At 53.4% G+C, this 16,985-nt stretch carries 13 protein-coding genes and 4 tRNA genes; 10 read left to right on the top strand and 7 right to left on the bottom strand.

Features of this window, described 5'->3' with window-relative positions; translation table 11 throughout:
- Window positions 1-276: 276 nt before the first annotated feature.
- Both ABLV17_RS00085 and ABLV17_RS00080 read left to right on the top strand, forming a co-directional pair.
- On the top strand, window positions 277-1,974 hold the full coding sequence (locus tag ABLV17_RS00085) for a sensor histidine kinase (protein WP_045391561.1): 1,698 nt from the start codon (window positions 277-279) through the stop codon (window positions 1,972-1,974).
- Between the two features lie 11 nt (window positions 1,975-1,985).
- Window positions 1,986-2,729: a LytTR family DNA-binding domain-containing protein gene (locus tag ABLV17_RS00080; protein ID WP_087860079.1), complete on the top strand. Its 744-nt coding sequence runs from the start codon at window positions 1,986-1,988 to the stop codon at window positions 2,727-2,729.
- A gap of 40 nt (window positions 2,730-2,769) precedes the next feature.
- Here the strand turns inward: ABLV17_RS00080 and glk are convergent, their stop codons facing one another.
- Complete coding sequence (gene glk / locus ABLV17_RS00075; protein ID WP_113374457.1) at window positions 2,770-3,735, bottom strand: glucokinase; 966 nt, start codon at window positions 3,733-3,735, stop codon at window positions 2,770-2,772.
- Window positions 3,736-3,999: 264 nt separating this feature from the next.
- On the opposite strand from glk, the gene ABLV17_RS00070 reads away from it, so the two are divergent.
- On the top strand, window positions 4,000-5,235 hold the full coding sequence (locus tag ABLV17_RS00070; RefSeq protein ID WP_308959043.1) for an ion channel protein: 1,236 nt from the start codon (window positions 4,000-4,002) through the stop codon (window positions 5,233-5,235).
- Here ABLV17_RS00070 and ABLV17_RS00065 read toward each other — a convergent pair.
- A complete protein-coding gene (locus tag ABLV17_RS00065; protein WP_308959044.1) occupies window positions 5,232-6,893 on the bottom strand; it encodes a thiamine pyrophosphate-binding protein in 1,662 nt (553 codons plus the stop codon). The genes ABLV17_RS00070 and ABLV17_RS00065 overlap by 4 nt on opposite strands.
- A 176-nt stretch (window positions 6,894-7,069) precedes the next feature.
- Here ABLV17_RS00065 and mgrA point away from each other — a divergent pair, with 176 nt between their 5' ends.
- Both mgrA and ABLV17_RS00055 read left to right on the top strand, forming a co-directional pair.
- Complete coding sequence (mgrA, locus tag ABLV17_RS00060; RefSeq protein ID WP_348854046.1) at window positions 7,070-8,062, top strand: L-glyceraldehyde 3-phosphate reductase; 993 nt, start codon at window positions 7,070-7,072, stop codon at window positions 8,060-8,062.
- Window positions 8,063-8,189: 127 nt separating this feature from the next.
- Window positions 8,190-8,555 (top strand): DUF2502 domain-containing protein, encoded by a 366-nt coding sequence (locus tag ABLV17_RS00055; protein ID WP_087860074.1) that lies wholly within the window; start codon window positions 8,190-8,192, stop codon window positions 8,553-8,555.
- A gap of 40 nt (window positions 8,556-8,595) precedes the next feature.
- On the opposite strand, the gene ABLV17_RS00050 is transcribed toward ABLV17_RS00055, so the two are convergent.
- Window positions 8,596-9,831: an Nramp family divalent metal transporter gene (locus ABLV17_RS00050; protein ID WP_087860073.1), complete on the bottom strand. Its 1,236-nt coding sequence runs from the start codon at window positions 9,829-9,831 to the stop codon at window positions 8,596-8,598.
- A gap of 345 nt (window positions 9,832-10,176) precedes the next feature.
- Between ABLV17_RS00050 and nupC the strand changes: the two genes are divergently transcribed.
- On the top strand, window positions 10,177-11,379 hold the full coding sequence (gene nupC, locus ABLV17_RS00045) for a nucleoside permease NupC (RefSeq protein ID WP_013878156.1): 1,203 nt from the start codon (window positions 10,177-10,179) through the stop codon (window positions 11,377-11,379).
- A gap of 55 nt (window positions 11,380-11,434) precedes the next feature.
- Here nupC and ABLV17_RS00040 read toward each other — a convergent pair whose 3' ends face one another.
- The 3 genes from ABLV17_RS00040 to ABLV17_RS00030 all read right to left on the bottom strand — a co-directional run bounded on the left by ABLV17_RS00040 (window position 11,435) and on the right by ABLV17_RS00030 (window position 14,021).
- Window positions 11,435-13,618, bottom strand: a complete 2,184-nt coding sequence (locus tag ABLV17_RS00040; protein WP_113374461.1) for an EAL domain-containing protein — start codon at window positions 13,616-13,618, stop codon at window positions 11,435-11,437.
- Between the two features lie 210 nt (window positions 13,619-13,828).
- Window positions 13,829-13,904: transfer RNA gene (locus ABLV17_RS00035), tRNA-Ala, on the bottom strand.
- Between the two features lie 41 nt (window positions 13,905-13,945).
- Window positions 13,946-14,021, bottom strand: a tRNA-Ala gene (locus tag ABLV17_RS00030).
- Window positions 14,022-14,240: 219 nt separating this feature from the next.
- Here ABLV17_RS00030 and ABLV17_RS00025 point away from each other — a divergent pair.
- Entirely contained in the window at window positions 14,241-14,594 is a 354-nt protein-coding gene (locus ABLV17_RS00025; protein ID WP_013878158.1) for a YfeC-like transcriptional regulator, read from the top strand.
- A 7-nt stretch (window positions 14,595-14,601) separates the two neighbouring features.
- Entirely contained in the window at window positions 14,602-14,997 is a 396-nt protein-coding gene (locus ABLV17_RS00020; RefSeq protein ID WP_087860071.1) for a YfeC-like transcriptional regulator, read from the top strand.
- A 55-nt stretch (window positions 14,998-15,052) separates the two neighbouring features.
- Here ABLV17_RS00020 and gltX read toward each other — a convergent pair whose 3' ends face one another.
- Window positions 15,053-16,471 (bottom strand): glutamate--tRNA ligase, encoded by a 1,419-nt coding sequence (gltX, locus tag ABLV17_RS00015; RefSeq protein WP_348854045.1) that lies wholly within the window; start codon window positions 16,469-16,471, stop codon window positions 15,053-15,055.
- A gap of 258 nt (window positions 16,472-16,729) precedes the next feature.
- Here gltX and ABLV17_RS00010 point away from each other — a divergent pair.
- Window positions 16,730-16,805, top strand: a tRNA-Val gene (locus tag ABLV17_RS00010).
- A 46-nt stretch (window positions 16,806-16,851) separates the two neighbouring features.
- Window positions 16,852-16,927 (top strand) — tRNA-Val (locus ABLV17_RS00005).
- Window positions 16,928-16,985: the final 58 nt, after the last annotated feature.

The raw sequence follows: 16,985 nt of genomic DNA, 5'->3' as shown, positions 1-16,985 counted from the left end.
GATAAAAAATAATCGCCCACGCATAAAACGGGTCATCCCGCATCGGTATGCGGCAGAACGTTTTCCCAATACGAGCGCCGCTTAAATAAACAATCAACATATTGATATCATTTATAATACTCAAATGTATCATCGTTACTCATCAACGCCCTGATAGCTGGAGTGAGCGACTTATCCCCTTTAATTTTTATGCTTGTTCCTCATTTATCTCTGCTGCTAGCCTTCTGGCGTGAGGTTTTCTATCATATTGCTTTCCCGCGAATCCTGGGCGCATCCATGCACGATATATTTAATATGCTGCTGGCGGTTTTTGACCGCGCGGCATTAATGCTCATTTGCCTCTTTTTTCTTATCCGCTTACGCCTGTTCCGCGAACTGCTGCATAAATCGGCACATACGCCTCGCGAGTTGCTGGCGGTCACCGCCATTTTCTCCATGTTTGCGCTATTTAGCACCTGGTCCGGCGTTCCGGTAGAAGGTTCGCTGGTTAACGTACGGATTATCGCGGTGATGTCCGGTGGGATCCTGTTTGGGCCGTGGGTCGGCGCGATTGTTGGCGTGATTGCCGGCGTACACCGCTATCTCATTGATATTGACGGCGTGACTGCCATCCCCTGCTTTATCACCAGTATTGTCGCCGGGTTACTTTCCGGGCTTATCAACCGCAAAATCCCGAAAGCCCAGCGCTGGAAGGTGGGGATTCTGGCCGGGATGCTGTGCGAAACGCTAACCATGATCCTCGTGGTGCTGTGGGCGCCGACGCTGGCGTTGGGGATCGATATTGTCTCCAAAATCGGTATTCCGATGATCCTTGGCAGCATCTGCATCGGTTTTATTGTTCTGCTGGTCCAAAGCGTGGAAGGCGAGAAAGAAGCCAGCGCGGCGCGCCAGGCAAAACTGGCGTTGGATATCGCCAACAAAACGCTGCCGCTGTTCCGCCACGTCAACAGCGAATCGCTGCGCCAGGTTTGCGATATCATTCGCCGGGACATCAATGCCGACGCGGTCGCGATTACCACCACTGACCGGGTGCTGGCCTACGTTGGCTACGGGGAAAATAACTATAACGATCGCAACAACGATATCAGCCCAACCACCCGCAAAGCCATTGAAAGCGACACCATCATCATTAAAAACAACGATGAAGCCTACAGAACACCGGAGATCCACTCCATGCTGGTGATTCCGCTACGCGAGAAAGGCGTAGTGACCGGCACGCTGAAAATTTACTACTGCCACGCGCATCGTATAACCTCCTCGCTGCAGGAGATGGCGATCGGCCTGTCGCAAATTATCTCCACCCAGCTTGAGGTCTCGCGGGCCGAACAGCTGCGTGAAATGGCCAATAAAGCGGAACTACGCGCCCTGCAAAGTAAAATTAATCCCCATTTTCTGTTTAATGCGCTTAACGCCATCTCCTCTTCCATCCGCATGAATCCGGATACCGCGCGGCAGTTGATTTTCAATTTGTCGCGTTATCTACGCTATAACATTGAGTTAAAAGATGACGAGCAGATCGACATCAAGCGCGAACTGTACCAAATTAAGGATTATATCGCGATCGAGCAGGCCCGCTTCGGCGACAAGCTGACGGTGATTTATGATATTGACGAAGAGGTCAGCTGCGTCATCCCCAGCCTGCTGATTCAGCCTCTGGTAGAAAACGCCATTGTCCACGGCATTCAACCCTGTCGGGGCAAGGGCGTGGTGACCATCGCCATCAACGAATGCGGAAACCGGGTGCGCATTAGCGTACGGGATACCGGTAACGGCATTGACCCGGCGGTGGTGGCCCGCGTCGAAGCCGACGAGATGCCGGGCAATAAAATTGGCCTGCTGAATGTTCATCATCGGGTGAAACTGCTCTACGGCGAAGGGCTGCATATCCGCCGCTTGACGCCGGGAACGGAGATTGCGTTCTACGTCCCCAACCAGCACGCCCCGGCGACTGAACCGGTATCGCTGTTGCCATGAGCGGAGAAAACATGAAAGTCATTATTGTTGAGGATGAGTTCCCGGCGCAGCAGGAACTCACCTGGTTGATTAATACTCACAGCCAGATGGAGATTGTCGGCACCTTTGATGACGGTCTCGACGTGCTGAAATTCCTGCAGCACAATAAAGTCGATGCCATCTTTCTCGACATCAATATTCCCTCTCTGGATGGCGTGCTGCTGGCGCAAAATATTAGCCAGTTTGCGCATAAGCCGTTCATCGTTTTTATCACCGCGTGGAAAGAACATGCGGTGGAAGCCTTTGAACTGGAAGCGTTTGACTACATCCTAAAGCCTTATCAGGAATCGCGGATTATTAATATGTTGCAGAAACTGTCCAGCGCCTGGCAGCAACAGCAGCAGGTGGCGGTAAGCGGCACGCCCGTGCACAATCCAACCCGCGAAAACGACACCATTAATCTGATTAAAGACGAGCGGATCATCGTCACCAGCATTCACGATATTTATTACGCGGAAGCGCATGAAAAAATGACCTTCGTTTATACGCGCCGTGAATCATTCGTCATGCCGATGAACATCACTGAATTCTGCAGCAAGCTGCCGGCTGCGCACTTCTTTCGCTGCCACCGCTCGTACTGCGTCAATCTGAATAAAATTCGCGAAATTGAACCATGGTTCAACAACACCTACGTCCTACGGCTACGCGACCTTGAATTTCAGGTACCGGTTAGCCGCAGTAAGGTGAAAGAGTTTCGCCAGTTGATGAATCTGTAGTGAGATGGGCGGCGGCAGACGCCGCCCGACTGAAAACGACTTAAAGGATGTGCCCCAGCGTCTGGCGCAGATGCGCGCCGGAGCCCAGCAGGCCTGGGTTATCGTGAACGATGAGATAGACCGGTATATCCTGCACATAGGCTTTAAAGCGCCCTTTATCTTCAAATCCGCCGCGGAAACCCGACGCTTTAAAGAATTCAAGGAAACGCGGGACAATGCCGCCCGCGATGTACACGCCGCCGAATGTGCCGAGTGTCAGCGCCAGATTGCCGCCAAAGCGCCCCATAATGACGCAGAACAACGACAGCGCGCGGCGACAATCAATGCAGGTATCCGCCAGCGCACGTTCAGTGACGTCCTTCGGCTGTAGGTTTTCCGGCAAACGGCCATCGGATTTAACAATCGCCCGGTACAGATTAACCAACCCAGGGCCGGACAAAACGCGTTCGGCGGACACGTGGCCCAACTCGCTGCGTAGCTCTTCGAGAATAATGCCCTCTTCTTCACTGTTCGGCGCGAAATCAACGTGGCCGCCCTCGCCCGGCAGGCTCACCCAGCGTTTATCAACGTGTACCAGGTGCGCTACGCCAAGACCGGTGCCTGCGCCGTAGACTGCGATCGGTTTACCTTCCGCCGGTTGCGCGCCGCCGAACTGGATCAGATGCTCGGCTTTGAGCATCGGGATCGCCATCGACACCGCGGTAAAATCATTAATGATTTCCAGATGCGCGAACCCGAGGTTCTTTTTCATCTCGGCAATAGAAAAAGCCCAGGTATGGTTGGTCATCGCCACCCAGTCGCCGGTGATGGGGCAAGCAATGGCGATGCAACCATCATCAACCTTCACGGCTTGTTCGTCGAGATAGACGCGTACAACGGCCTCAAGGCTTGGGTAATCGAGCCCGGAATAAGTTTTAGCGCGGGAAATCTCCCCGCTTGCGATATCACATAACGCCAGACGGGCGTTAGTTCCACCGACGTCTCCTACTAAAGCAAATTTTGTCATTCCGTTACGGCTCCGCTAAAGTCAAAATAATTCTTTTCGCACACTGTAAATTCATGGCGACATAACAACAACGACCAACGTACAGCCGCCGGTAGTTTAGCGACATTGGTCACAATTAGACTGTAATCTATGTAACACGGCATCTTATTTCATACACGCAACGTCAGGTTTGGCCTTAAGTTTATCGTTTCAGCACCATTTGCGCCGAAGCTCTTTACAGAGACAGGCAAAGTAGCGCTTCAGGACATTTAAAAGGAACCCTTCATGCTGCACCCGCGCGCCAGAACGATGCTGTTGTTATCAATACCGGCCATTATTATTGGCATCGCTTCCAGCCTGGTATTGATTGTGGCGATGAAGATCGCCGCAATTCTGCAGAGCATCTTGTGGAGCGACCTGCCGGCACATGTCGGCATTGCCGCCGATAGTCCGCTATGGATAATAGCCATCCTCACTCTCACCGGGATTGCCGTGGGGCTGGTGGTCCGTTTCAGTCCTGGACATGGTGGGCCAGATCCGGCAACCGAATCCTTAATCGGCGCGCCCATCGCCACCAGCGCGCTACCGGGGTTACTGGCGGCGTTGATTCTCGGCCTCGCCGGCGGCGTTAGCCTCGGGCCGGAACATCCGATCATGGTCGTCAATATCGCGCTTGCCGTCGCCCTTGGCTCGCGTCTGTTTCCGCGGGTAAGTTCGCTGGACTGGACAATTCTTGCCGCGTCGGGAACCATCGGCGCGCTGTTCGGTACACCGGTTGCCGCGGCGCTTATTTTTTCGCAAACGCTCAATAGCAGCAGCGACGTTCCGTTATGGGACCGGCTGTTCGCGCCGTTGCTGGCGGCGGCGGCAGGCGCATTGACGACCGGTATTTTTTTCCATCCCAATTTCACCCTACCAATCCCGCACTATCCGCACCTGCGCATCGTCGATATCATCAGCGGCGCGATTGTCACGCTTATCGCCATCGCCGTCGGCATGGTCGCCGTGTGGTGTCTGCCGCGTCTGCACGCGCTCGTCCACCGCTTGAAAAATCCGGTGTTAATGCTCGGCATCGGGGGTTTTTTACTGGGGATCCTGGGCGTTATTGGCGGCCATATTACGCTGTTTAAAGGCCTGGACGAAATGCAGCAACTGGCTTCCAGCCAGACGCTTGGCGCCGCTGATTTTCTGCTCATTGCCGTGGTGAAATTGGCGGCGCTGGTGCTGGCGGCCGCCTGTGGCTTTCGCGGCGGGCGTATTTTCCCGGCGGTGTTTGTCGGCGTCTCGCTGGGGCTAATGCTGCATGCGCACGTTGAAGCGGTACCGGCCGCCATTACCATCTCCTGCGCGATCCTCGGTCTGGTGCTGGTCGTCACCCGCGATGGCTGGTTGAGCCTGTTTATGGCGGCAGTGGTGGTACCGGATACCACCTTGCTGCCGCTGCTGTGTATCGTGATGCTTCCGGCCTGGCTACTGCTGGCCGGGAAGCCGTTGATGATTGCCAAACGCCGCGGCGATTAGCCGCGGTTGTTGCGATTTTCCAGCGCCTGGGTGACCGCACGTAAGAAATCAGGAATATCCATTTTCGGCAGCATGACTTCGACCATCGTTAACTTATCTGAGTTAACGCTATCGGCCATCGCCTCCGCCAATTCGCCGGTTTGCGTTACCCGCCAACAGCGGGAAGGCGTATCCGGCGCAAAAGCATCAGGGAAGCGGCTCCAGTCCCACAACGCGATATCGTTGTAGCGCTGTTCCGGCCCGTGAATCGCGCGCTCGACGGTGTAGCCCTCATTATTCAACAGCAAAATTAACAGTTTTTGCTTATCACGCAGCATCGAGCTCATCTCCTGGATAGTGAGCTGCGCGGCGCCATCGCCAATGATTAATACCACCCTTCTGTCCGCGGCGGCTGTCTGCGCGCCGTAAGCGGCAGGTAGCGTAAAACCGATAGAGCCCCATAGCGGCTGCACCAGCAGCGTCGCCTGCGAGGGAAGTTTTAATGAGGCGATGCCGAATGCCGAGGTTCCCTGATCGGCAAGAATAATATCGCCCGGCCGCAGCTGTTTCTCGACCGTACTCCAGAAGCTTTTCTGCGTCAGATTGCCCTGCGGCGCGCCGGAAGCGTCGGGCGCGATGATATCTGGCGCGCTCCATTCCGCGGACAGCTTGCCAGAAACATCAATGAGGGCCGCCAGCGCCTGATCCATCGGGATCCGGCTGAACCAATGATCGCCAACCCGTGCGGCAAACGGCTGGATTTCGATGGTTTTCTCCGTTGGCAAATGATGGGTAAAGCCGGCGGTAATCGTATCGGTAAAGCGCGTACCCACGCAGATGATGGCATCGGCGCTTTCCATCGCCTCGCGAGTCTGCGGCGCGCTGGCGATCCCGCTATAGGTCCCGGCAAAACCTGAGCCTTGTTCGTCAAACAGCCCTTTTCCCATCAGCATGGTGGCGTGGGTAATCGGCGCGGACTTAACCCATTGCTGTAGTGTGTTTTGCAGGCCGTAACGCTGGGCGAGAAAATCCGCCAGCAGCGACACGCGGCGACTGCTGCGTAACAGTTTGGCCGCGTGCTCACGGAAGCCGGCAAGCTGGTTTTCATCGGCCGCCGGGCCCTTAATCACCAGCGCGCGGGCTGGCGGCACCGCGCGGGCTTTCGCCACGTCGGCAGGCAGCATCAGATACCCAGGGCGGTGGTGGGTCAGCATGTCGCTTAATACCCTGTCAATTTCGTGACAGGCGTTGCCCGCCGTTAGCGTCGCCTGGGTACAGGTAATTTGTTCGCTCATCCGCGAGAAATGGGTGAAATCGCCATCGCCGAGCGTATGGTGCAGCAGTTCGCCGCGCTGCTGCGCGCCGGTAGAAGGCGCGCCCACAATATGCAGTACAGGGATATGTTCTGCATAACTACCGGCCACCCCATTCAACGCGCTTAACTCCCCTACGCCGTAGGTGGTTAGCAGCGCGCCGGCGCCTTTTATGCGCGCATAGCCGTCAGCGGCGTAGGCCGCGTTCAGTTCGTTAGCACAGCCGACCCATCCCAAATTTTGATGGGCTATCACGTGATCGAGAAACTGTAAGTTGTAATCACCAGGCACGCCGAACAGGCGATCGATACCACAATCTACGAGACGATCCAGCAGATAATCGCCAATGGTGTAAGTCGGTTGCATATCCATAATCCTTGTTATTGTGCAGGTAATCTGAGTATTAGATATGCGCTTTACCTGTCCAGATTGTGAGCAATAAAGAGGGTGGAAAGCAAAATTTACGCGTTTTCCCCATATACTCCGCATACAACATTGATTAGTGTAAACGTATACACACCCTGTTTTGATGCGGAGGAAGTATGGTTTACCAGGCAAGTAACACGCGTTATCAGACCATGGAGTACCGCCGATGCGGGCGCAGCGGCCTGAAGCTACCGGCGATATCTCTCGGCCTGTGGCATAACTTTGGCGATGAAACACAGGTAGAGGTCAGCCGCCAGTTGCTGCGTCACGCCTTCGACCTTGGTATTACCCACTTCGACCTGGCGAACAATTACGGTCCACCGCCCGGCTCGGCTGAGAGCAACTTTGGGCGGATCCTGAAAGAAGATTTTCTGCCCTACCGCGACGAACTCATCATCTCCAGTAAAGCCGGCTATACCATGTGGGATGGTCCTTATGGCGACTGGGGATCGCGCAAGTATCTGGTCGCCAGTCTCGACCAGAGCCTGAAGCGGATGGGTCTTGAGTACGTCGATATCTTTTATCACCACCGCCCGGACCCGGAAACGCCGCTGGAAGAGACCATGCGCGCGCTGGATCATCTGGTTCGCCAGGGAAAAGCGCTCTACGTTGGTTTATCGAACTACCCGCTCGAGCTGGCGCGTCAGGCTATTGCTATCCTCAACGATCTCGGCACGCCGTGCCTGATTCACCAACCCAAATATTCGATGTTTGAACGCTGGGTGGAAGAAGGATTATTAGCGATGCTGCAGGCCGAAGGCGTGGGAAGTATAGCGTTTTCACCGCTGGCTGGCGGCCAGCTGACCAACCGCTACCTCAACGGTATTCCGCCAGACTCGCGCGCAGCCAGCAATAGCCGTTTTTTACAGCCGGAACAGCTCACCGCCGAGCGGCTGGAAAAAGTCCGCCAGCTTGACGCCCTTGCCGGGCGCCGCGGACAGAAGCTTTCACAGATGGCGTTAGCCTGGGTACTGCGTGAAGATAAGGTGACGTCAGTGCTGATCGGCGCCAGTAAGACAGCGCAACTGGACGATGCCGTGGGCATGTTAAGCAACCGCCAGTTCAGCGCTGAAGAGTGCGCCGCCATTGACGCGATCCTTGCGGTGTAAACTCATTTTTACTTTGGCAAAAAATGCTATTTCTTGCGATTTAAGAGTTCCCTGATGCTACGCCTCTTTACCGGCTCGTAATATCTGGTTAACAGGTCATTTAAGACCCGATCGTGAGGAGAAGAGTATGTTCAGGTCACTGATTCTGGCTGCGGTACTGCTGGCGTGTGCGCCGGTTATCGCCAATGCTGGTGAAATCACCCTGCTGCCATCGGTAAAATTACAAATTGGCGATCGTGACGGTTACGGTAACTACTGGGACGGTGGTGGCTGGCGCGACCGTGACTACTGGCGTCGTCATTATGAATGGCGCGATCATCGCTGGCATCGCCATGATAACGGCTGGCATCGCGGTTGGGATAAACGCGGCTGGGATCGCGGTCGTGCTTACGAGCGCGGTTATCGCGAAGGCTGGAACGATCGCCGTGGCGATTGGGGCGGTCGTCACGGTGGCTGGGGCGGTGGTCGAGGACATGGCCACGGGCACCACTAATTGATAAAGGGAGCGAAAGCTCCCTTTTTTGTTGTCCGCCTTAATCTAATGCGGAACCAATAATCAGCCAGCCGTTCAGCGCCACCACAATCACCACAATCAGCCAACCGATGCGTTTTACCCACCGACTGTTTACCAGATCGCCCATTAACCGCGCATCGCTGGTAAAAATCAGCAGCGGCACCAGCGCCAGCGCAATCCCGAAGCTCAGCAACACCTGACTCATTACCAGGATACGCGTCGGGTCCAGCCCCATCAAAATCACGATAAACGATGGCAGCATGGTAATTGTCCGGCGAAACCACAGCGGAATATGGAAGCGGATAAACCCCTGCATCACGACCTGCCCGGCAAGCGTTCCGACTACAGTCGACGAGAGACCGGCGGCAACCAGACTGAGACCAAAAATCGTCGCGGCGGCATGGCTAAGCAGCGGCTCGAGAGTTAAATAAGCCTGGTCGAGATCGGCCACTCCGGTGTGACCGTTGAAGTGAAACGCAGCGGCAGCGGTCGCCATCATCGCCAGGTTAACGAAGCCGGCAATGGTCATCGCAATCGCCACGTCCCAACGCGTGGCGTTATAGCGTTCTTTGCGCGAGCCGTCGTGCAGGTTTTGCGTCAGCGACGAGTGCAGATAAATAACGTGCGGCATAATCGTCGCCCCGAGAACCCCGGCGGCAAGGAATACCGCTTCGCCATTCGGCAGGCTCGGAATAATCATACCTTTGGCCAGCGGCGCTATCGCCGGCTGCGAGAAGATAAGCTCGACCACATAGGCCACCGCCACAAACAGCAGCAGCCCGCCGATGACTTTTTCCAGCGGTTTCTGCCCACGACGCTGCAACATCAGGATCAGGAAGGTGGCGACGCCGGTCAGCACCGCCCCCTGTAATAAGGAAACGCCGAGCAGCAGCTTAAAGCCGATGGCCGCGCCGATGAATTCAGCCAGATCGGTCGCCATGGCGATAATTTCCGCCTGTACCCAGTAAAACCACACCACCGGGCGCGGGTAATGGTCGCGGATCTGTTCCGCGAGGTTTTTACCGGTGGCGATACCGAGCTTGGCCGATAACACCTGAATCAGCATCGCCATCAGGTTCGCCCATACCACTACCCATAACAATTGATAGCCAAAGCTGGCGCCAGCCTGGATATTCGTGGCGAAGTTACCCGGATCGATGTAGCCGATGGCAGCAATGAATGCGGGCCCCATCAGTGCGAGCCTCATCTTGCGCGCTGCGCGACCGCTGCTATTCTCAACGCGACTGCTAGTCATTTTCTGCCCCTGGAAATATAGCCTTTGCTATGTTTAATGCTATCAAAATGCGAATGATTATCAAGTTCATTTAGAAAGGTGATAATAATTGCTTTGATAGGAGGGAACGATAGTAGGCCAAACAACAAAACGGGCGTGAAGATGTGGACAACGCGCCTTTCATCAGATTAGTACATTAATGCAACTTTTAATACCTTTGCATAACATAACAAAAATGTACGATTGATCACTATTTTTGTTATTGGTCACATATCCTTGCAATAGTGTGGATTCGATCTCGTTTTATTTAGGCTTGTTGCATAGAATGTGCACGGAAATTTAACCTGCCTCATATTTGGAGCAAATATGGACCGCGTCTTGCATTTTGTCCTCGCGATCGTTGTGGTGGCTATACTGGCCTTGCTGGTCAGTCACAACCGTAAGCAGATCCGCATTCGTTATGTTATTCAATTACTTGTTATTGAAGTTTTGCTGGCCTGGTTCTTCCTGAACTCCGATGTCGGTCTGGGTTTCGTGAAAGGCTTTTCTGAGATGTTCGAGAAACTTCTCGGTTTCGCCAACGAAGGCACCAACTTCGTATTCGGTAACATGAACGATAAAGGTCTGGCCTTCTTCTTCCTGAAGGTTTTGTGCCCAATCGTCTTTATTTCCGCGCTGATTGGTATTTTACAGCATATTCGCATTCTGCCGATTGTCATCCGCGCTATCGGTACCGTGCTGTCGAAAGTTAACGGCATGGGCAAACTGGAATCCTTCAACGCCGTCAGCTCGCTGATCCTCGGCCAGTCGGAAAACTTCATCGCCTATAAAGATATTCTCGGCAAAATGTCGCGCAACCGTATGTACACCATGGCGGCAACCGCGATGTCTACCGTTTCGATGTCCATCGTCGGCGCCTATATGACTATGCTGCAGCCGAAGTATGTGGTTGCCGCGCTGGTGCTTAACATGTTCAGCACCTTTATCGTCCTGTCGCTGATTAACCCGTATCGCGTTGAGCAGAGCGAAGAAAACCTGCAGATGTCCAATCTGCACGAAGGTCAGAGCTTCTTCGAAATGTTGGGCGAATACATTCTGGCAGGCTTTAAAGTAGCGATTATCGTTGCGGCGATGCTGATCGGCTTTATCGCGCTGATTTCCGCACTCAACGCCCTGTTCGCCACCGTTACCGGCTGGTTTGGTTACAGCATCTCCTTCCAGGGGATCCTTGGCTACATCTTCTACCCGGTTGCGTGGGTGATGGGCGTGCCGGCGAGCGAAGCGCTGCAGGTGGGCAGTATTATGGCGACCAAACTGGTGTCTAACGAATTCGTGGCGATGATGGATCTGCAGAAAGTGGCAGCGACGCTCTCCCCGCGTGCGGAAGGTATCATCTCCATCTTCCTGGTCTCCTTCGCCAACTTCTCTTCTATCGGCATCATCGCCGGGGCGATTAAAGGCCTGAATGAAGAGCAAGGTAACGTGGTTTCTCGCTTTGGTCTGAAACTGGTTTACGGTTCCACGCTGGTCAGCGTGTTGTCAGCCTCTATCGCTGCGCTGGTACTGTAATCTCAAACAGACGTTAATAAAATAACAAGCCGGGCTGTAGCATCGCCCGGCTTTTTTACGCCTTCAATTCGCTTAACGGCTGTGGTTTGCCAATCAAGTAGCCCTGCAAATAATCGACGCCCAGCGCCAGTAACATCGCCTTCTGCGCCTGGGTCTCTACGTACTCTGCGACGACCGTTAACTGTTTCGCCCTCGCGATTTCGATAATGGATTTGACGATAATCGCATCAAGCTGGTCGCTCTCGATTTCGTGCACGAAGCAGCCGTCAATTTTTACGATATCCGCCTGCAGGCTTTTCAGACGCTCATAGTTAGCGTAACCGGTACCGAAGTCATCAATAGCGATAGCGCAACCGAACTCGCTCAGCAGCTGAATATTATGCATGCTGGTATCCGCATTCGAGAACGCCTGTTCTTCGGTTATCTCAATCGTGATATAAGCAGGCGAAACGCGATAACGCTTAAACAGCGCGATAATCTGTGCGGCGCTATCTTTTTGCATCAGCGTATACGGCAGCAAATTAACGGAGAAACGTCGGCCGGGATGTTGATCAAGCTGGCTGAACAGCGTTTCCAGCACCAGCATATCGAAGCGCTGACTGAGGTTGAACTGTGCAATAAGCGGAATAAAACGATCGGGGGTGATAATCGTCTCGCCGCAGCGCATACGGGTGAGGATTTCGTAATAGCCTTCCCCTTCTGCATTCTGAATCGGCTGCGCATATAACAGAAGATTACGCTCGTTCAGCGCTTGTTTAATTTTCGTCAGCATCCGCACCTGTTCGGTCGTTTGATCGGAAACCTCTTCCTGCGCGGTATCTAACGCCAGCACCCGCTGCACGGCGCCAGCCTGCTCCGATAACCAACTAAGCTGGCCGAGCATGGGATGTAATTCCGTCTCAATGCCGCTGTAGCTGCCCCACGCCGCGCCAAACTCTAAATCGAGAGCGTGGTTATGCCAGTTAAATTTTGCGTGGTTAAGCATCGCGACAATGTGATTTAGCCGCGCAGCCGGATCCGGCCCTTCTATCACCAACAATAACTCGCTACCCGGGAGCTGATAAATTTTATCGCGGTGATCCAGGAGCGGCTGCAGACGGCGGGCTATTTGCCGTTTGCACTCTACGCGCATCATCATGCCGTAATGGCGGCTAAGGAAGTCCAGGTTTTCGATGCGCAGACTGCTAATAACCACCCGCGGCGACTGGCGCAAATGTCCCTCCAGAGCCCGCAGATTGGGTAACCCGGTTAACGGATCCTCTTCAGCCCGATCGCGCCAGCGTTGTTTAATTCTGTCGCTACGCGAATAAATATCCGTCATGTAAAACAAACAAATCGTGAATGAAATTAGCACCGACAGGACAAATGACAAGGAGTACCCCGATTGAACGCCCTGCAGAAAGTTTTTGTTATAGGCGACTAAAAAGAATGCCGAAATAGCCCACGTAATGCGAATTAACTCATGCCCCAGCCGCCCAATACCAACAAAGTAGAGAATGAAAATAATTGGCACCAGATATCCGGCAATTAAATCGGAATCAAAAGGCGCGCAAAGCACCAGCATGATTGTGATTAATGCTATAAACCAATACACGGTAAAAGTTCTTTTTTCTTTCACCAGCCACGGTTGACAATGACGGGCCCAAAACACCCGCCGATAACGTGGGCTAACTATCATTCTCATCGGATAATAGAAAGCGGTCGTAAAGATTAAGGCGGCGCATATCAACGCTTGGATATCAATAACGGAATAGATGATCGAGGCGGTACTAAAGTAGCTTGAGACGGCAAGCGGGAAAGCGAAGAAGCGCCCCGCCAGATACATCGTCAGCTTAAGCAGGATTGGGGCAAAGAAGCCGCCCCAGAAGATACGGCGACCAATATGGCGCTTGGCCGGCCTTCCGCTACGCCATTTTTTCCCCGACAACGAGCGCATGATTGCGAAGGTGAAAAAGACGGAAAATAACTGACAGAATAACAGGATAGCGGCCTGCGTATAAGTTAGATCTATTATAAATGTATTAGTAATTGCAAACGCAACAATCAAGGGAGCAACGGCGTAACGACCGAAAATACAAATGGTTGCGTACATGACGCTTAATGGTAGCCATGCCAGATAAATTTGTTTTCCGTCGATAAGGGTTTGCGGAGAAATTAATCGAGAAAGCGGAATAAAAATCAAACAAACAATTAACGCCAGCAGAGTTTTTTTAACTTTGATGTTAAATATGTCAGTCATTATTGTTAATCAACACCTCTGCGGCTAAAAAATTATAAGCAATCAGAAAATAGTATGTTGGTTAATAATGGCAGGCAAGAAAATAAACCGAGAAAAATTCCTAAATTACGTTGGTTTTTATTTGCTCGATACACGCTGACGTAAGCTTAACGTCATTTACATTGACGGCGCCAAAAGCAAAAACCCCCGCCGTAGCGAGGGTTCGAATTTTGGTGGAGCTAAGCGGGATCGAACCGCTGACCTCTTGCATGCCATGCAAGCGCTCTCCCAGCTGAGCTATAGCCCCACAGGACCTCTTTACGAACCAAATCCGCTGGGTGCAGAATTTGGTGGAGCTAAGCGGGATCGAACCGCTGACCTCTTGCATGCCATGCAAGCGCTCTCCCAGCTGAGCTATAGCCCCGTAACGTAAAGCGTGTCGTGTTGACGGGCGGCATAATATGAATTCCTTCGCCAGGTGTCAACGGCAAAATTACCCCTCCTGATTCAATCGCTGAAAAAGCAGGCAAATAGCTGACAATGCGAGCCTTATCGCAGGCAGGCGTTAAACATGTCACTATTTCCTGTAAAAGGATGCTATAACATGAAGCACTAATTCCCACATATTTACTCAGGAAATAGTATGCTCAAGGAACGAATGACTCCGGAAGAAATTGCGCATCTAACTGGCTTTAGCCGACAGACGATTAATAAATGGGTTCGTAAAGAGGGGTGGCAAACTTCTCCGCGGCCTGGCGTACAGGGAGGCAAAGCGCGTCTCGTACACGTTAACGAGCAGGTACGGGAGTTTATCCGCAATGCCCAGCGCGTAGCGGAAACGCCCTCGCCCTATTCGGTCGCTGAGACCGATCTCGAACCCTTATTGCTTACGCTCTGCAAAGAGATGACTCATCGCGAACAGAAGCAGCTAATGTCGCTGCTGCTACGCGAAGGCATTACCGGGTTGTTAAACCGTCTTGGAATACGCGGCCAGTAAAATAAGAATGATGAAACTAAAAGAAAAAATGACGCCTGCGGAGCTTGCCGAAGTTCTGGGTCTGGCCAGACAAACGGTCAACCGTTGGGCGCGAGAACAAAAGTGGCGAACCGAGGCGATTCCCGGCGTCAAAGGCGGGCGTGCACGTTTGATTGTCATCGACCGGCCAGTGATTGATTTTCTGACCAATATTCCGGCATTTCGTCATCTGAATGAAGAGTATCAGCTCGCCGAACAGCCCGGCGGCTACTTTATCAATGAAGCGGATGCGGTATGGCGGCAAATCGCCGATACGCTGCAGTTAATGACCGCCGCAGAACAAACTCACCTTCGGGATCTACTTGCCCGCGATGGCATTAGTGGCTTCCTGGCGCGGTTAGGTATTAGCCCCGCGACAAAATAGCGGCGAAAAAAAACGGCAGGATTAACCTGCCGCTTGCTTTAGCTTACGCTCGGCCTCAGGACTGCTGGCTTTCGCGCTCGGCGATAAACGCCAGCGCTTTGTTGATACGTTCAACGCTACGGGATTTACCGATCGCGTGAACGGTGACGTCCAGCGCCGGAGACTGACCCGCGCCGGTCACGGCCACACGCAGCGGCATGCCCACTTTCCCCATACCCACTTCCAGCTCATCGGCGGTCGCCTGAATCGCATGGTGGACATTTTCCGATGTCCAGTCGCTAATGGCTGCCAGCTTATCGCGAACCACTTCCAGCGGCTGACGCGCCACCGGGCGCAGGTGTTTCTTCGCCGCATCGGCGTCGAACTCGGCGAACTCTTCATAGAAGTAGCGGCAGCTCTGGGCAATCTCTTTCAGCGTTTTGCAACGCTCGCCCAGCAGCTTAACCAGCTCGGACAACTGCGGGCCGTTACGGGTATCGATATTTTCCTGCTCAATGTGCCACTGCAGATGCGTCGCCACATATTCCGCCGGCAGCGTGTTGATATAGTGATGGTTTAACCACAGCAGTTTATCGGTGTTGAACGCACTGGCAGACTTGCTCACCGCGCCCAGCGAGAAGAACTCGATCATCTCTTCGCGAGTGAAGATCTCCTGATCGCCATGAGACCAGCCCAGGCGCACCAGATAGTTCAGCAGCGCTTCCGGCAGGTAGCCGTCGTCACGGTACTGCATCACGCTCACCGCGCCGTGGCGCTTGGAAAGTTTTTTACCGTCATCGCCGTTGATCATCGATACGTGCGCATACACCGGCACCGGCGCATTCAGCGCTTTAAGAATGTTGATCTGGCGCGGGGTATTGTTGATGTGGTCTTCGCCGCGGATCACGTGGGTGATCGCCATATCCCAGTCATCCACCACGACGCAGAAGTTGTAGGTCGGGGAGCCGTCGGTACGGCGAATGATCAGATCGTCCAGCTCCTGGTTGCTGAATTCGATCGGCCCGCGGATCTGGTCGTCAAAGATAACCGAACCTTCCTGCGGGTTGGCAAAACGCACGACGCACGGCTCGTCGGCGGCGTGATGCTGATGATCATGGCGGCAGCGACCGTCGTAGCGCGGCTTTTCACCGTTAGCCATCTGTTCTTCACGCAGCGCGTCGAGACGTTCTTTCGAGCAGTAGCATTTATATGCTGTGCCTGCTTCCAGCATTTCATCAATAACCGCGTTATAGCGATCGAAACGTTTAGTCTGGAAATACGGGCCTTCGTCCCATTCCAGATTCAGCCAGTTCATCCCATCCATGATGGCTTCAATTGCTTCCGGGGTGGAGCGTTCGAGATCGGTGTCTTCAATACGCAGCACAAACTCACCGCCGTGGTTACGTGCAAAAAGCCAGGAATAGAGAGCAGTACGCGCACCGCCAACGTGCAGATAGCCTGTTGGGCTTGGCGCGAAGCGAGTTTTGATTTTCATGAATTGGCCTTACGTTTAATAAAGATGCCGATAGCCGGCAGTGTTCTTGGAATTGATAGGGGAATATTCTAACACCACAGGCTGATTCCTCAATGTAGATCCCGCCTCAACATCACGCTTTACCATTTTTGTTTATAAATCATACGTCGAAGCTGATTTTGCGATCGCTTTGTTTAATTTTACGACGAACAAACAAATTATTTAGAAAAGGCGTTGACTCAATTTCAACTCTCCCTATAATGCGACTCCACACAGCGGGGGTGATTAGCTCAGCTGGGAGAGCACCTCCCTTACAAGGAGGGGGTCGGCGGTTCGATCCCGTCATCACCCACCACTTTCTCGCCAGCTGGATTTTCTGTCAAAATGTGAAGTACCGAAGTGGGTGATTAGCTCAGCTGGGAGAGCACCTCCCTTACAAGGAGGGGGTCGGCGGTTCGATCCCGTCATCACCCACCACTTCGGGTCGTTAGCTCAGTTGGTAGAGCAGTTGACTTTTAATCAATTGGTCGCAGGT

It is taken from the genome of Klebsiella sp. CN_Kp091 (assembly GCF_040065095.1).
GTDB lineage: Bacteria > Pseudomonadota > Gammaproteobacteria > Enterobacterales > Enterobacteriaceae > Klebsiella > Klebsiella aerogenes.
The sequence above is the reverse complement of the archived record's forward strand: the minus strand, read 5'-3'. Positions and strand labels throughout refer to the sequence as shown.

Coding starts and splice junctions, on each gene's coding strand:
- ABLV17_RS00020 (WP_087860071.1), top strand. CDS start 14,602: ATGATGAAACTAAAAGAAAAAATGACGCCTGCGGAGCTTGCCGAAGTT.
- nupC (WP_013878156.1), top strand. CDS start 10,177: ATGGACCGCGTCTTGCATTTTGTCCTCGCGATCGTTGTGGTGGCTATA.
- ABLV17_RS00055 (WP_087860074.1), top strand. CDS start 8,190: ATGTTCAGGTCACTGATTCTGGCTGCGGTACTGCTGGCGTGTGCGCCG.
- glk (WP_113374457.1), bottom strand. CDS start 3,735: ATGACAAAATTTGCTTTAGTAGGAGACGTCGGTGGAACTAACGCCCGT.
- gltX (WP_348854045.1), bottom strand. CDS start 16,471: ATGAAAATCAAAACTCGCTTCGCGCCAAGCCCAACAGGCTATCTGCAC.
- ABLV17_RS00050 (WP_087860073.1), bottom strand. CDS start 9,831: ATGACTAGCAGTCGCGTTGAGAATAGCAGCGGTCGCGCAGCGCGCAAG.
- ABLV17_RS00040 (WP_113374461.1), bottom strand. CDS start 13,618: ATGACTGACATATTTAACATCAAAGTTAAAAAAACTCTGCTGGCGTTA.
- ABLV17_RS00025 (WP_013878158.1), top strand. CDS start 14,241: ATGCTCAAGGAACGAATGACTCCGGAAGAAATTGCGCATCTAACTGGC.
- ABLV17_RS00080 (WP_087860079.1), top strand. CDS start 1,986: ATGAAAGTCATTATTGTTGAGGATGAGTTCCCGGCGCAGCAGGAACTC.
- mgrA (WP_348854046.1), top strand. CDS start 7,070: ATGGTTTACCAGGCAAGTAACACGCGTTATCAGACCATGGAGTACCGC.
- ABLV17_RS00085 (WP_045391561.1), top strand. CDS start 277: ATGCACGATATATTTAATATGCTGCTGGCGGTTTTTGACCGCGCGGCA.
- ABLV17_RS00070 (WP_308959043.1), top strand. CDS start 4,000: ATGCTGCACCCGCGCGCCAGAACGATGCTGTTGTTATCAATACCGGCC.
- ABLV17_RS00065 (WP_308959044.1), bottom strand. CDS start 6,893: ATGCAACCGACTTACACCATTGGCGATTATCTGCTGGATCGTCTCGTA.